Source organism: Burkholderia anthinoferrum, assembly GCF_002925705.1.
GTDB classification, from domain to species: domain Bacteria; phylum Pseudomonadota; class Gammaproteobacteria; order Burkholderiales; family Burkholderiaceae; genus Burkholderia; species Burkholderia semiarida.
The window spans coordinates 423,163-436,827 of record NZ_LFZP01000051.1 but is presented as its reverse complement, the minus strand read 5'-3'; the positions used below and the strand labels follow the sequence as shown (position 1 = coordinate 436,827).

Here is a 13,665-nt window from a genome sequence, read left to right as displayed (position 1 = left end):
GTCCGCGCGATGCCGGCGCGCATCGAACGACAACACCCACCCGCCCACCCGAGGAGCCCACGACGTGAACGACACCCCCGATCGCCCCGACGACCTTCCCGCCGATCCCGACCGCCGCCGTGTGCTCGGCGGCCTCGCCGCGATCGGCGCCGGTGTCGCGCTCGCCGGCTGCGAAACCACCGCGGGCAACGCGCCGCGTTCGGCCGCCGACCTGCGCATCGACGAAGCGTTGCGCCAGCGCGTGCGCCACATCGTCGTGATCTATGCGGAAAACCGCAGCTTCGCGAACCTGTACGGCGATTTCCCCGGCGTGCGCTACCCGCTGAGCGAAGTGCGCCCCGAGCACGCGCAGCAACTCGATCGCGACGGCAAGACGCCGCTGCCGGTGCTGCCGAAGATCTGGGGCGGGCTCGTGCCGCAGGCGCAGGAAGTGGACGGCAAGCGCTACGCGATCGCGGAGCGCGACATCGACAAGCTGCCGAACGCGCCGTTCCGGATTTCGGACGCGCAGGGCAAGCCGCTGCCGAACGGCGTGATCACGCGCGACCTGTGGCATCGCTTCTACCAGAACCAGATGCAGATCGCGGGCGGCCGCAACAACCAGTTCGCCGCGTGGGCCGATTCGGGCGGCCTCGTGATGGGCCATTACCGCAATTCAGCCGACACGCTGCGACTGTGGAATCTCGCACGGCAATACACGCTGTGCGACAACTTCTTCATGGCGGCCTTCGGCGGCTCGTGGATGAACCACATGTTCCTGATCTCCGCGCAGCCGCCGCTGTATCCGGACGCGCACAAGCATCCGCATGCGGCGAAGCTGTTGTCGAAGGTCGAAGGCGACGATCCGGCCGGCACGCGCCTGAAGCTCGCCGACGATTCGCCCGCGTCCGCGCTCGACGGCCCGCCGAAATTCGCGGTCGACGGCCCGCTGACGCCGGACGGGTACGGCGTGAACACGATGGCGCCGCCGTACCAGCCGAGCTACGTGCCGCCGCCCGATCCGGGCAACGCCGCGTATGCGGATCCGGCCGACCATCGCGTGATGCCGCCGCAGGGCTACGCGACGATCGGCGACCGCCTGTCGGAGAAGAACATCGACTGGGCGTGGTACAGCGGCGCGTGGCAGTACGCGCTCGATCATCGCGACACGGGCACGGTGCCCGACTTCCAGTATCACCACCAGCCGTTCAACTACTTCGCGAACTACGCGCCCGGCACCGAAGCCCGCCGCAAGCATTTGCGCGACGCGGGGCTCGGCGACGAACCGTCGACCAACCACTTCATCGCCGACATCGACGCGGGGCGCCTGCCTGCCGTCACGTTCTACAAGCCGCAGGGCAACCTGAACATGCACGCGGGCTATGCGGACATCGAATCGGGCGACCGCCACATCGCAACCGTGATCGACCATATCCGGCGCGGGCCGCAATGGGAACACACCGTGATCGTGATGACGCACGACGAGAACGGCGGCTGGTGGGATCACGTCGCGCCGCCGGTCGGCGATCGCTGGGGCCCCGGCTCGCGGATCCCGGCGCTCGTGATCTCGCCGTTCGCGAAAAAGGGCTTCGTCGATCACACGCTGTACGACACGAACTCGATCCTGCGCTTCATCAGCCGCGTGCACGGCCTCGCGCCGCTCGACGGCGTGGTCCGGCGCGACAACGCGTTCGCCGCGCGTGGCGCGACGCCGCCGGGCGATCTGACGAACGCGCTCGATCTCGGCTGACAACCGGTCGACCGCGTGAAACGACGACGCCCCGGGCCAAGCGACGGTGGCCCGGGGCGTTCATGGCGCTTGCAGAGCGGTGACGTCGATGCCGCTCGTCAGCCGCCGATACGCTGCTCGATCTTCTTCATCGTGTCGGTCATCTCGGCGGGCAAGCGCAGCTTCAGCATGTCGAACAGCGCCGCGTGCAGCTTCAGCTCCTCGCGCCATTCGTCCGCGTTCATCGACGTCACCGCATCGAACTGCTCGCGCGTGAAATCGAGGCCGTCCCAGTGCAGGTCCTCATACGCGGGCGACACGCCGAACGCATGCTCGCCGCCACCGCCGGTGCCTTCGAGACGGTCGAGCATCCACTTCAGCACGCGCATGTTCTCGCCGAAGCCCGGCCACACGAACTTGCCGTTCGCATCCTTGCGGAACCAGTTCACGCAATAGATCTTCGGCAGCGTCGCGCCGGCGGCCTCGAGCTGCCGGCCGAGTTTGAGCCAGTGCGCGAAATAATCGCTGACGTTGTAGCCGCAGAACGGCAGCATCGCGAACGGATCGCGGCGCACGACGCCCTGCTGGCCAACGGCCGCCGCGGTCGTCTCGGAGCCCATCGTCGCGGCCATGTACACGCCTTCGACCCAGTCGCGCGCTTCCGTGACGAGCGGCACCGTCGTCGAGCGGCGGCCGCCGAAGATGAACGCGTCGATCGGCACGCCGGCCGGGTTTTCCCAGTCGTCGTCGATCGACGGGCACTGCGCGGCCGGCGCGGTGAAGCGCGAATTCGGATGCGCGGCCTTGCGGCCGGTTTCCTTGCCAATCTCGGGCGTCCACGGATTGCCCTGCCAGTCGGTCAGCTTCGCGGGCGGCGTGTCGGTCAGCCCTTCCCACCACACGTCGCCGTCTTCCGTCAGCGCGACGTTCGTGAAGATCACGTTTTCCTTCAGCGTGGCGATCGCGTTCGGGTTGGTCTTCACGCCGGTACCCGGCGCCACGCCGAAGAAACCGGCTTCCGGGTTGATCGCATACAGGCGGCCGTCGCGGCCCGGCTTCAGCCACGCGATGTCGTCGCCGATCGTCGTGACCTTCCAGCCGTCGAAGCCCTGCGGCGGGATCAGCATCGCGAAGTTGGTCTTGCCGCACGCGGACGGGAACGCGGCCGCGACGTGATATTTCTTGCCGGCCGGCGACGTCACGCCGAGGATCAGCATGTGTTCCGCGAGCCAGCCCTGATCGCGACCCATCGTCGACGCGATGCGCAGTGCGAAGCACTTCTTGCCGAGCAGCGCATTGCCGCCGTAGCCGGAGCCGAAGCTCCAGATCTCGCGCGTTTCGGGAAAGTGCACGATGTACTTCACCGGATTGCACGGCCACGGCACGTCCTGCTGGCCGGCTTCGAGCGGATGGCCGACGCTGTGCACGCATGGCACGAAATCGCCGTCCTCGCCGAGCACGTCGTACACGTCGCGCCCCATGCGCGTCATGATCCGCATGTTCACCGCGACGTACGGGCTGTCGGACAACTCGACGCCGACGTGCGCGATCGGCGAGCCGAGCGGGCCCATCGAGAACGGCACGACGTACAGCGTGCGGCCGCGCATCGCGCCGCGGAACAGACCGTTGAGCGTCTCGCGCATTTCGGCCGGATCGATCCAGTTGTTGGTCGGACCGACGTCGTCGCGCGAAGCCGCGCAGATGAACGTGCGATCCTCCACGCGCGCCACGTCAGACGGATCGGATTGCGCGAGATACGAGTTCGGGCGCTTCGCCGGGTTCAGGCGCGTGAGCGTGCCCTGGTCGACCATCGCCTGGCACAGCGCGTCGTATTCTTCCTGCGAACCGTCACACCACACGACGCGCTCGGGCTCCGTGAGCGCCGCGATGCGCGATACCCAGTCGATCAGCTTGCGATGCTTGACGAAGGCCGGCGGAGCGATCAGCGGGCCATGTGTTGCTTCGGCCAAAGTGTTTTGCGACATGGGGATGTCTCCAGATTATTGGGCGGGGGATGGGGGATGCGGGGTGAACCCGCGAGATGGGAATGCGTGCGGAGCGCAGGGAGCGGCAGCGCGCAGCAGAACGGGACGCGCGAGCGGAGCGCGCGTCGATGCCGCGATGCGGGCGAGAGAAGGTGATGTCTCGTATATAAGCGTGCGAACGCGAGTTTCGCCATGCAAGCAACCTGCCATACAACTCCATGTCGGCCAGCATACCATCGCCGTTATTGGGCGGGCGTTGCGTTGCAGCAAGAAACCCGCTGCGCCGGCGCGCCGGCATGCGCGTTGCAGGCAGGTTCTTTTTACGGCGTCGTCGCGCACACTTTGGGGACGAAACGCGTGTGACGACCGCCCTGCAAGGGTTTCGTACGAGCGGCAATTTCAACCTGCCGCTTGGGCAAACGAACAACGCGAACACACGCCGTGCGAATCAGCGTTTTCGCTACTCAGGCAAACCCTGAATCAGTTGCGTACACAAACATCCTGTTCGAATCGCGATAGACACCCCCGCTCGAAACGAGGTGCCGGGCAATCACGCGCTCCACGCGTCGAATGAAAAAAAGCCAACCCGTCACGGATTGGCTTTCTGCCGCGGATATGACGATTACGCGAACTGGTTCATCGTGTTGTCCTTGCCCGCTGCCTTCAGCGCCGCTTCGCCGCTGAAGTATTCCTTGTGATCGTCGCCGATGTCCGAACCGGACATGTTCTGGTGCTTCACGCACGCGATGCCCTGACGGATTTCCTTGCGCTGCACGCCGGCCACGTAGCCGAGCATGCCCTGATCGCCGAAGTATTCCTTGGCCAGGTTGTCGGTCGACAGCGCGGCCGTGTGGTACGTCGGCAGCGTGATCAGGTGGTGGAAGATGCCTGCTTCACGCGATGCATCGGCCTGGAACGTACGGATCTTCTCGTCGGCGAGCTTGGCCAGTTCGGTGTCGTCGTATTCGACGCTCATCAGTTGCGCGCGGTCGTACGCCGACACGTCCTTGCCTTCGGCCTTCATCGCGTCGTACGCCTGCTGACGGAAATTCAGCGTCCAGTTGAACGACGGGCTGTTGTTGTACACCAGCTTCGCGTTCGGGATCACCTTGCGGATCTCGCTGACCATGCCGCCGATCTGCGCGATATGCGGCTTTTCGGTTTCGATCCACAGCAGGTCGGCGCCGTTCTGCAGCGACGTGATGCAGTCGAGCACGCAACGCGCTTCGCCCGTGCCGGCGCGGAACTGGAACAGGTTGCTCGGCAGGCGCTTCGGACGCAGCAGCTTGCCGTCGCGCTTGATGACGACGTCGCCGTTGCCCAGTTGATCGGCCGACAGCTCCTCGCAGTCGAGGAACGAGTTGTATTGATCGCCCAGGTCGCCCGGCTGGTTCGTCACGGCGATCTGCTTGGTCAGGCCGGCGCCCAGCGAATCGGTACGCGCGACGATGATGCCGTCGTCCACGCCCAGCTCCAGGAACGCGTAGCGAATCGCGCGGATCTTCGCGAGGAAGTCCTCGTGCGGCACCGTGACCTTGCCGTCCTGGTGGCCGCACTGCTTCTCGTCCGACACCTGGTTCTCGATCTGGATGCAGCACGCACCCGCTTCGATGAACTGCTTGGCCAGCAGGTAGGTCGCCTCCGCGTTGCCGAAGCCGGCGTCGATGTCGGCGATGATCGGCACGACGTGCGTGACGTGGTTGTCGATCTTTTCCTGGATCGCGGCCTTGGCAGCCGGGTCCTTCGCCGCATCCAGCTCGCGGAACAGGCCGCCCAGCTCACGGGCGTCGGCCTGGCGCAGGAACGTGTACAGCTCGCGGATCAGCGCGCTGACCGAGGTCTTTTCGTGCATCGACTGGTCCGGCAGCGGGCCGAACTCCGAGCGCAGCGCGGCGACCATCCAGCCCGACAGGTACAGGTAGCGGCGTTCGGTGCTGTTGAAGTGCTTCTTGATCGAGATCATCTTCTGCTGGCCGATGAAGCCGTGCCAGCAACCCAGCGACTGCGTGTACTTGGACGGATCGGCATCGTACGCGGCCATGTCGGCGCGCATGATCTTCGCGGTGTACTTCGCGATGTCCAGGCCGGTCTTGAACTTGTTCTGGGCACGCATGCGGGCCGCATACTCGGGGCTGATGGCGTTCCACGCGCTGCCGTGGTTTTCCTTCAAGCCAGCCACTGCCTTGATGTCGTCTTGATATTGGGACATGTCTATCTCCTGGGAACGAAGCGCATTTGAGTAAAGAGTTCAGCGTGCCCGCCGCGTGTGACGAAGCGAACTGCATGGACTCAATAGTAATCCCGTCCGGCAACATTTCGGTCAAGTCTTATATAAGACATAAGATATAAATTTTTGTTGTTTTTCAATGAGATAGCCAAGCGTTTTTGCGATGCAAAACACGGTTTCAAGCGGCGGTAAAACGCGGCGGCGGGAAACCGATGCGAATTCCGCGATATGAAATCTCCTTTCGGCTGCTGGAGAACGGGCCGCGTCGGCAAGGCCGGACAGCGACGACCGGTCTCGCCTTTGTCAGGGCTGCGACAAAACGTCTATACTTGGACAATTCTTTAATCCCAGCGCGTCTGCGCCTCTGCCTGCCTCCCGGAGCGCCATGAACGACTCTCCCGTTTTCGACACGCTTTGCGACCTGCTGACTACCGCCGGCGCGCGTTTCCGCGTGCTCGAGCATCCAGCGGAAGGCAAATCCGACGCGATTGCCGCGCTGCGCGGCACGCGCCCCGAACAGGGCGCGAAGGCGATGCTCTGCACGTTCAAGGACGGCGGCGGCGCCACCGCGCTCGCGGTAATTCCCGGCCACCTGAAGATCGACTTCCGCAAGGTCGCCGATGCGCTTGGCCGGCGCAAGGCGACGCTCGCCTCGCCCGACCTCGCGGCCGCCGTCACGCGCTGCGTGATGGGTGCCGTGCCGCCGTTCGTATTCGATGCGAACGTGACGCTCGTCGTCGATCCGGCGCTGGTCGAGCGCAACGCCGAGATCGCGTTCAACGCGGGCCGCCTCGACCGCTCGGTCGTGCTCGACGCAGCCGACTACGTCCGGATCGCGCGCCCGCTGCTGGCCGACATCACGCGCCCCGAGACGACGGACGCCCCCGCCCCGCAGGAGCACGCATGAGCACGAACCGCAAACCACTGCTGTCGGAGCAGGCATCGCTGATCGAGCAGGTGCAGCGCATCGCCGAAGGGCTCGGCGAGATGTTCGCGCCGTTCACCGAGGTCGTCGTGCACGACCTGCGCACGCCCGAGCACGCGATCCTCGCGATTCACAACAACCTGTCCGGGCGCGCGGTCGGCGATCCCGCAACCGAACTCGGCCTCGCGCGCATCGCCGACGACGATTTCCCGCAGGTGCTCGCGAACTATCCGAACCGCTTCGCCGACGGCCGCACTGCGAAAAGCACGTCGATCGGCATCAAGGATTCGACCGGGCGCTACGTGGCCGCGCTGTGCCTGAATGCCGACGTCACGCTGTTCCGCGGCTTCCAGGGCATGCTGAGCCAGTTCTGCCGCACGGACGGCGAAGCCGTCGTCGAAACGCTCGACCCGGCCGGCGCGGACGCGATCCGGCAGCGCATCGACGCCTTCGCGACACGCCTCGCGACGACGCCGCGCGAGCTGAAGACCGACCAGCGCCGCGAGCTGATGCAGACGCTGAAGGCGGACGGCTTCCTCGAGGTGCGCCGCGCGATGGAGATCGTGTCGCAGCATCTCGGCGTGTCGCGCGCCACCGTCTACAACGATGCGAAGTGACGCGGCGCGCCCCGCATTCCAGTTGACTGACTTTTTCGACCCCGAGCGACCATGAATTCTCCGACTCTCCCCACGTACGACGACGTCGCCGCCGCCGCGGCCCGGCTCGAAGGCCATGCGCACCGCACGCCGGTGATGACGTCGCGGACGATCGACGACGCGCTCGGCGCACAGGTGTTCTTCAAGTGCGAGAACCTGCAGCGCATGGGCGCGTTCAAGTTCCGCGGCGCGTTCAACGCGCTGTCGCGCTTCGACGCGGAACAGCGCCGCCACGGCGTCGTCGCGTTCTCGTCGGGCAACCATGCGCAGGCAATCGCGCTGTCGGCGCGCATCCTCGGCATTCCCGCGACGATCGTGATGCCGCAGGACGCACCGGCCGCGAAGATAGCCGCGACGCGCGGCTACGGCGGCAACGTCGTGACCTACGACCGCTACACCGAGGATCGCGAGCAGATCGGGCGCGAGCTCGCGGAAAAGCACGGGCTCACGCTGGTTCCGCCCTACGATCACCCGGACGTGATCGCCGGCCAGGGCACCGCGGCCAAGGAACTGTTCGACGAAGTCGGGCCGCTCGACGCGGTGTTCACGCCGCTCGGCGGCGGCGGGCTGCTGTCGGGCACCGCGCTCGCCACGCGCGCGCTGTCGCCGCACGCGAAGCTGTACGGCGTCGAGCCCGAAGCCGGCAACGACGCGCAGCAATCGTTCCGGTCCGGCACGATCGTGCACATCGACACGCCGCGCACGATCGCCGACGGCGCGCAGACGCAGCACGTCGGCAACCTTACGTTCCCGATCCTGCGCCGCGACGTCGACGACATCCTGACCGCGACGGACGCGGAACTGGTCGACTGCATGCGCTTCTTCGCCACGCGCATGAAGCTCGTCGTCGAGCCGACCGGCTGCCTGGCGTTCGCCGCCGTGCGACGGATGAAGGACGCGCTGCAGGGCAAGCGCGTCGGCGTGGTGATCAGCGGCGGCAACGTCGATCTCGAGAACTTCTGCGCGCTGGTGTCGGCACCGGCCTGAGCGTCGCGGCGCGCATGAAGATCCTGTCATGCGCGCACCGCCCCGCCTCCACGTCGCGCCAGGTTTCGCGCCCCGGACTGATTACGTCGTCGTCCCGAAGTCGGTCTGAAGGCGTCTTCATGAATACGCGCGCGATCGCCGCCGCGCGGATGCGACGGATGCGTTCGAACCCGACCGTTTCTTCAGACCTGAAACGCCGCCCGGGCACCTCGAACGCAAGCATCCGGAAAGCCGACACCGGGTAATGACGTTTTTTCGCATCCGCGCGCGCCCGGACGATTGACGTGCCCGACCGCGCGCCATTACCCTTGCGCGCTGATGGTTCCCAGGGATGGGATCAAAAGGGAACGCAGGCGAGGCGACGTCTCGAATCTGCGGCTGCCCCCGCAACTGTGAGCGGCGAATCCGTGCCACCGCATGCCACTGGGAAACCGGGAAGGCCCGCACGGATGGCGACCCGCGAGCCAGGAGACCTGCCATCGACCCGAGGTCCAGCAGCCGCACCGGGCGGGGTGTCCCGATGTGCAAGCACCGCCGTTGGCGGCCGCCTGTTGCATGGACGACCCGACCTCAGGATCCGTCAGATGTCCATCGTTCCCGAATCCGCTTCCCGGCCGGAAGCGCCGCCCCGACACGCCGTCGGCATGCATCCCCTGCCGGCCCCCGGCTCACGGTCGCCGTACACGTCACACGCTTTGTCCCGCTGTCTCATGAACCTTCGTCACCTGCTTGCCACGTCCGCCGCCACCGCGCTGCTTTCCCCGCTCGCCCATGCGGCCGGCGACGCGGCGCCTGCGCAGCCCGCGGCACTGGCGTCAGGCGCGGACCTGCCCACGATCAGCGTGACCGACACGCGGCACCTGCCCGAATCGTTCGACCGGCGCTATGCGTCGACGCAGGTGCTCACGCGCGAGGATCTCGACCGGCTGTCGCCGGCCGACCCGAGCATCACGCAAGCGCTCGCGACGCTGCCGGGCGTGACCGTCGCGCAGAACGGCGGGCCCGGCTCGTCCGCGTCGGTCAGCATCCGCGGCTCGTCGGCGAGCCAGGTCGCCGTGTTCATCGACGGCATCCGGATCGGCTCGCCGACCACCGGCATCGCGCCGTGGGCCGACCTGCCGACCGAAGCGTTCGAGCGCGTCGAGGTGATCTCCGGCCCGGCCGCCGCATCGTTCGGCAACAACGCGATGGGCGGCGTCGTGCAACTCTTCACGCGCCGCGCCGCCAACCAGCCGAACCAGACCACCGTGTCGTTCGGCGGCGGCTCGAACAAGACGTTCGACACGCAGTTCCGCACGTCGGGCACGGTGCCGTCGACCGGGCCGCTGGCCGCGCTGGGCGGGCTCACCTATTCGCTCGGGCTGCACGACTACAACACGGCCGGCATCGATGCGACGCGGCCCTTCTTCTACGGCCACGAAGACGGCCGCAACCCGTATCACGCGCAGGATCTCGACGCGCGGCTCGGCTATGCGCGCGACAACTGGTCGATCTCGACGTTCGCGCTGTACCACCGCTCCGATCTGTCCTACGACAACAGCGGCTACGCGAATCGCGAACGCGATCACCAGTTGACGACCGGCGTCGCATTCCATCTCGACATCACGCCCGATACGCAGTTCGACCAGTCGTTCGGCTATGCGAACGATCGCCAGTTCATCTACGCGGACAACCCGGCCCTCGCGACGGACCAGATCAATTCGCAGCGCATCAGCACGTCGACGTCGCTGACCCATCAGGCGCACGGTTTCCACCTGTTCGGGCTGCCGCTGTCGGGCGAATCGAAGCTCGCGTACGACTTCACGCGCGAACAGGCGTTCCTGCCGGTCGACATTCCCGGCGGCGTGCCGACGCGCAACGATTCCGCGTTCTCGCTGCACCAGTCGGCGACGCTCGGCAACGTGACGATGTTCGTCGCCGGCCGTCACGAGATCATCGCCGGGCAAGCGGTGAACACCGGCAACGCCGCGCTGTCGTGGGCGATCACGCCGGTCTACACGGCGCGCGTGTCGTACGGCAACGCGTTCCGCCTGCCGACGTTCAACGACCTGTACTACCCGGGCTACGGCAATCCGAACCTCAGCCCGGAACGCAGCACGTCGGTCGAGGCCGCGCTCGACGCGAACACGGCGTACGGCATGTTCACCGCGGCGATCTACGACACGCGCGTCAACAACCTGATCGCGTACAACCCGGCGACGTTCTCGCCGATGAACATCGGCCGTTCGCACATTCGCGGCATCGACCTGTCGTACAAGGGAACGATCGGCCGCTCGACGCCGGTGAGCGTCGCGGTCGGCATCCTGAATCCGCAGGACGAGACCAACCAGACCTGGCTCAGCCGCCGGCCGCGCCAGACGGTCAGCCTGAACGTCGACCACACGTGGGACGAACTGAAGCTGCACGCGCTGAGCACAGGCGCGTCGCTGCTGTACGGCGGCTCGACGTTCGACGACCCGGCCAACCGGCAGTATCTGGCGTCGTACCTGACGGTGAGCCTGCGCGCGTCGTACCGGATCAATTCGCACTTGACGGTGTCGGCGTCGCTGTCGAACCTGTTCGACCGGCAATACATGACCGCGTACGGCTACAACACGCTCGGGCGCACCGCGTTCGGCAAGGTGAGCTATACGTTCTGACGGCCCCACGCAGCGGCGCGACGCACCACACCGGCACGCGCGGAAAATTGACAGCACGGCAAAAGCTAATAAAATTAGTTTTTTGACTAACCCGCATAGCATTCGTCATGGCGCGTGCCGGCATTACCGTGGACAAGCTCGTCGAAGCCGGCGCGCAGCTCGCCGATGAAACCGGCTTCGAGCAACTCACCGGCGCAGCGCTCGCGCGGCATTTCGACGTCAAGCTGGCGAGCCTGTATTCCCATGTCGCGAGCTTCGACGATCTCAAGAGCCGGATCGCGCTGTTCGCGCTGCAGGAGCTGGCCGAGCGCGCCGCCGACGCGCTGGCCGGCCGCACCGGCAAGGACGCGCTGGCCGCGCTCGCCAACGTCTATCGCGACTACGCACGTGCGCATCCGGGCCGCTTCGCGGCCGCGCGCCATCCGGTGAGCGGCGGGCGCGCCACCGCAAGCGCGGGCGGGCAACTCGTCAGGATGACGGCAGCGGTGCTGCGCAGCTACGGCTTGCCCGATAGCGAACAGGCGCATGCGATCCGCCTGCTCGGCGGTTTCTTCATGGGCTACGTGACGCTCGAAAGCGCCGGCGGCTTCTCGCACAGCGCGCCGGATTCGGACGTGTCGTGGGCACGCAGCCTCGATGCGCTCGACGTGATGCTGCGCCACTGGCCTTCGGCCGCATGACGTACCGAACGGAATCCAAGCAATGAAAGACAAACCCGACGGCGTCGTGCTGCCGAGCCGTGTCGTGCCCTTCCCGACCTCGATCAGCGACGAAGCACGCGCCGCGCTGCAACGCCTGACCGGCGACGACGGGGTGCCGCTGAATGCGTTGCACGTGATGCCGGCGCCGGACGACATCGACGCATGGATGCGCGTGAAGGCCGGTGCCGACGCGCATTACACGGCCGCGGTCGAGCAGCTCGCCGGCTATTTGCGCTCGAGCGTCGAGACGATCCGCGTCGGCGATGCGGACGTGCATGTCGCGACACCCGACGACGCGGCTTCCGGCGCCTGCGCCTACATCGATCTGCATGGCGGCGCGCTGGTCGTCGGCGGCGGCGCCGCGTGCCGCGCCGGCGCGCAGATGCAGGCCGACCGGCTCGGCGTCCGCTGCTACGGCGTCGACTACCGGATGCCGCCGGAACACCCGTATCCGGCCGCGCTCGACGATTGCATCGCCGCTTATGCTTACGTGCTGGCGCGTCACGCACCGGAAAACGTCGTCATCGGCGGCCGCTCCGCCGGCGGCAATCTCGCCGCCGCGATGGTGCTGCGTGCCCGCGACGAAGGCTTGCCGCTGCCTGCCGCGCTCGTGCTGCTGTCGCCGGAAGCCGACCTGACCGAATCCGGCGACAGCTTCGAGACCAACCGGCTCGTCGATGTCGTGCTGCCGGCGCCGCTGATGGCGAACAACCTGCTCTACGCGAACGGCGCCGATCTCGCGCATCCGTACCTGTCGCCGCTCTTCGGCGATTTCGCTGCCGGCTTCCCGCCGACCTTCATCCAGAGCGGCACGCGCGACCTGTTCCTGTCGAACGCCGTGCGCCTGCATCGCGCGTTGCGGCGCGCGCAGGTGCCGACGGAGCTGCACGTGTTCGAGGGCATGCCGCACGGCGGGTTCATGGGCGCGCCGGAGGACATCGAGCTGAGCCAGGAAATCGCGCGCTTCGTGCATGCGCATTTGCATGGGTCGAATTGAGCCGGCGATCGACGGACGAGCACACAAGGACGACATCGGCATCGGCATCGGCCGGATCGCTGGCTCCCCGGATCGAATGCGGCAAATCCCGCGGGTGACGCGATCCGGTCGCCCCGCGCCGCGCCGTGCACCTAGATCAGCCCGCGCACGCCCGCGGCGAGCTGGATCGCGCCGAATACCGCGACGACGGCCGCCGACGCGCGCGACAGCCCGTGCATGAACGCGAACGACAGCTTCGTGCGCAGCGCGGCGGTCGCGCTGCTCAGGCACAGCCACCACGTGGCCGAGCCGACGAACACGCCGGCGACCATCCACGCCACCGTCGCCCACATCGCGCCTTCCCGTGCCCCCGGCAGCGGGCCGAGCGCCGCGAAGATCCCGACGAACGACACGATCGTCATCGGGTTCGACAGCGTGAGGCCGAACGTCGTCAGGAAATCGCGCAGGACGGTCGTCCGCGGCAAGTCGCGTGGCCCGGCCGGTGCGGCCGGCGCCTGGCGCGCGATGGTCCACGCGAGCCACACGAGAAACGCGCCGACGCCGATTTTCAGGCCGACGGTCAGCATCGGAAATGCGGTGACGATGCCCGCGACGCCCAGCGCGCCGAGCAGGCCGTAAATCGCGTCGGCGCACGCGGCGCCGATGCCCGTCGCGAATCCCGCCTGGAAACCGCGGCTCAGGCTGCGCTGAATGCACAGCATGCCGATCGGGCCGACCGGCACCGCGATCGACAGCCCCATCACGACGGATTTGATGAACAGCATCGCCTGCTCCTTGCGACATTCGGTGGATCGAACAGGCATCGTAGGGAAAGTCCGGCCCTCGCTGAATGCGGTTTTT

At 66.9% G+C, this 13,665-nt stretch carries 11 protein-coding genes and 1 riboswitch; of the genes, 8 read left to right on the top strand and 3 right to left on the bottom strand.

Annotation, left to right across the window (positions count from 1 at the left end):
• Positions 1 to 64 precede the first annotated feature (64 nt).
• Positions 65 to 1,729: an acid phosphatase gene (locus C5F75_RS22470; RefSeq protein WP_104012753.1), complete on the top strand. Its 1,665-nt coding sequence runs from the start codon at positions 65 to 67 to the stop codon at positions 1,727 to 1,729.
• Between the two features lie 98 nt (positions 1,730 to 1,827).
• Here the strand turns inward: C5F75_RS22470 and C5F75_RS22465 are convergent, their stop codons facing one another.
• Positions 1,828 to 3,693, bottom strand: a complete 1,866-nt coding sequence (locus tag C5F75_RS22465) for a phosphoenolpyruvate carboxykinase (GTP) (protein ID WP_104012752.1) — start codon at positions 3,691 to 3,693, stop codon at positions 1,828 to 1,830.
• A 622-nt stretch (positions 3,694 to 4,315) separates the two neighbouring features.
• Positions 4,316 to 5,902, bottom strand: a complete 1,587-nt coding sequence (locus C5F75_RS22455; protein ID WP_059574351.1) for an isocitrate lyase — start codon at positions 5,900 to 5,902, stop codon at positions 4,316 to 4,318.
• A 403-nt stretch (positions 5,903 to 6,305) separates the two neighbouring features.
• Between C5F75_RS22455 and C5F75_RS22450 the strand changes: the two genes are divergently transcribed.
• The 7 genes from C5F75_RS22450 to C5F75_RS22425 all read left to right on the top strand — a co-directional run bounded on the left by C5F75_RS22450 (position 6,306) and on the right by C5F75_RS22425 (position 12,825).
• Entirely contained in the window at positions 6,306 to 6,827 is a 522-nt protein-coding gene (locus tag C5F75_RS22450) for a YbaK/prolyl-tRNA synthetase associated domain-containing protein (RefSeq protein WP_104012751.1), read from the top strand.
• Positions 6,824 to 7,462 carry a helix-turn-helix transcriptional regulator gene (locus tag C5F75_RS22445; RefSeq protein WP_060310914.1) on the top strand — a complete coding sequence of 213 codons (639 nt, stop codon included), beginning with the start codon at positions 6,824 to 6,826 and terminating at the stop codon, positions 7,460 to 7,462. The genes C5F75_RS22450 and C5F75_RS22445 overlap by 4 nt, the downstream gene beginning before the upstream one ends.
• A gap of 51 nt (positions 7,463 to 7,513) precedes the next feature.
• Positions 7,514 to 8,488 carry a threo-3-hydroxy-L-aspartate ammonia-lyase gene (locus C5F75_RS22440; protein WP_104012750.1) on the top strand — a complete coding sequence of 325 codons (975 nt, stop codon included), beginning with the start codon at positions 7,514 to 7,516 and terminating at the stop codon, positions 8,486 to 8,488.
• 14 nt (positions 8,489 to 8,502) lie between these two features.
• Positions 8,503 to 8,733 carry a hypothetical protein gene (locus C5F75_RS36435; RefSeq protein WP_146075221.1) on the top strand — a complete coding sequence of 77 codons (231 nt, stop codon included), beginning with the start codon at positions 8,503 to 8,505 and terminating at the stop codon, positions 8,731 to 8,733.
• A 57-nt stretch (positions 8,734 to 8,790) separates the two neighbouring features.
• Positions 8,791 to 8,983, top strand: a riboswitch (cobalamin riboswitch).
• A gap of 215 nt (positions 8,984 to 9,198) precedes the next feature.
• Positions 9,199 to 11,127, top strand: coding sequence for a TonB-dependent receptor domain-containing protein (locus C5F75_RS22435; RefSeq protein ID WP_104012749.1), 1,929 nt, complete (start codon positions 9,199 to 9,201; stop codon positions 11,125 to 11,127).
• Positions 11,128 to 11,255: 128 nt separating this feature from the next.
• Positions 11,256 to 11,807, top strand: a complete 552-nt coding sequence (locus C5F75_RS22430; protein WP_257220613.1) for a TetR/AcrR family transcriptional regulator — start codon at positions 11,256 to 11,258, stop codon at positions 11,805 to 11,807.
• 22 nt (positions 11,808 to 11,829) lie between these two features.
• Entirely contained in the window at positions 11,830 to 12,825 is a 996-nt protein-coding gene (locus C5F75_RS22425; protein ID WP_104012748.1) for an alpha/beta hydrolase, read from the top strand.
• Between the two features lie 131 nt (positions 12,826 to 12,956).
• Here the strand turns inward: C5F75_RS22425 and C5F75_RS22420 are convergent, their stop codons facing one another.
• The gene (locus C5F75_RS22420; RefSeq protein WP_104012747.1) at positions 12,957 to 13,589 is read right to left on the bottom strand and encodes a LysE family translocator; all 633 of its coding nucleotides are present in this window, start codon (positions 13,587 to 13,589) and stop codon (positions 12,957 to 12,959) included.
• Positions 13,590 to 13,665 lie beyond the last annotated feature (76 nt).

What these genes read in the sequence shown, in the direction of transcription:
- C5F75_RS22445 (WP_060310914.1), top strand. Translation starts at nt 6,824, where the DNA reads ATGAGCACGAACCGCAAACCACTGCTGTCGGAGCAGGCATCGCTGATC.
- C5F75_RS22420 (WP_104012747.1), bottom strand. Translation starts at nt 13,589, where the DNA reads ATGCTGTTCATCAAATCCGTCGTGATGGGGCTGTCGATCGCGGTGCCG.
- C5F75_RS22465 (WP_104012752.1), bottom strand. Translation starts at nt 3,693, where the DNA reads ATGTCGCAAAACACTTTGGCCGAAGCAACACATGGCCCGCTGATCGCT.
- C5F75_RS22425 (WP_104012748.1), top strand. Translation starts at nt 11,830, where the DNA reads ATGAAAGACAAACCCGACGGCGTCGTGCTGCCGAGCCGTGTCGTGCCC.
- C5F75_RS36435 (WP_146075221.1), top strand. Translation starts at nt 8,503, where the DNA reads ATGAAGATCCTGTCATGCGCGCACCGCCCCGCCTCCACGTCGCGCCAG.
- C5F75_RS22435 (WP_104012749.1), top strand. Translation starts at nt 9,199, where the DNA reads ATGAACCTTCGTCACCTGCTTGCCACGTCCGCCGCCACCGCGCTGCTT.
- C5F75_RS22450 (WP_104012751.1), top strand. Translation starts at nt 6,306, where the DNA reads ATGAACGACTCTCCCGTTTTCGACACGCTTTGCGACCTGCTGACTACC.
- C5F75_RS22455 (WP_059574351.1), bottom strand. Translation starts at nt 5,902, where the DNA reads ATGTCCCAATATCAAGACGACATCAAGGCAGTGGCTGGCTTGAAGGAA.
- C5F75_RS22440 (WP_104012750.1), top strand. Translation starts at nt 7,514, where the DNA reads ATGAATTCTCCGACTCTCCCCACGTACGACGACGTCGCCGCCGCCGCG.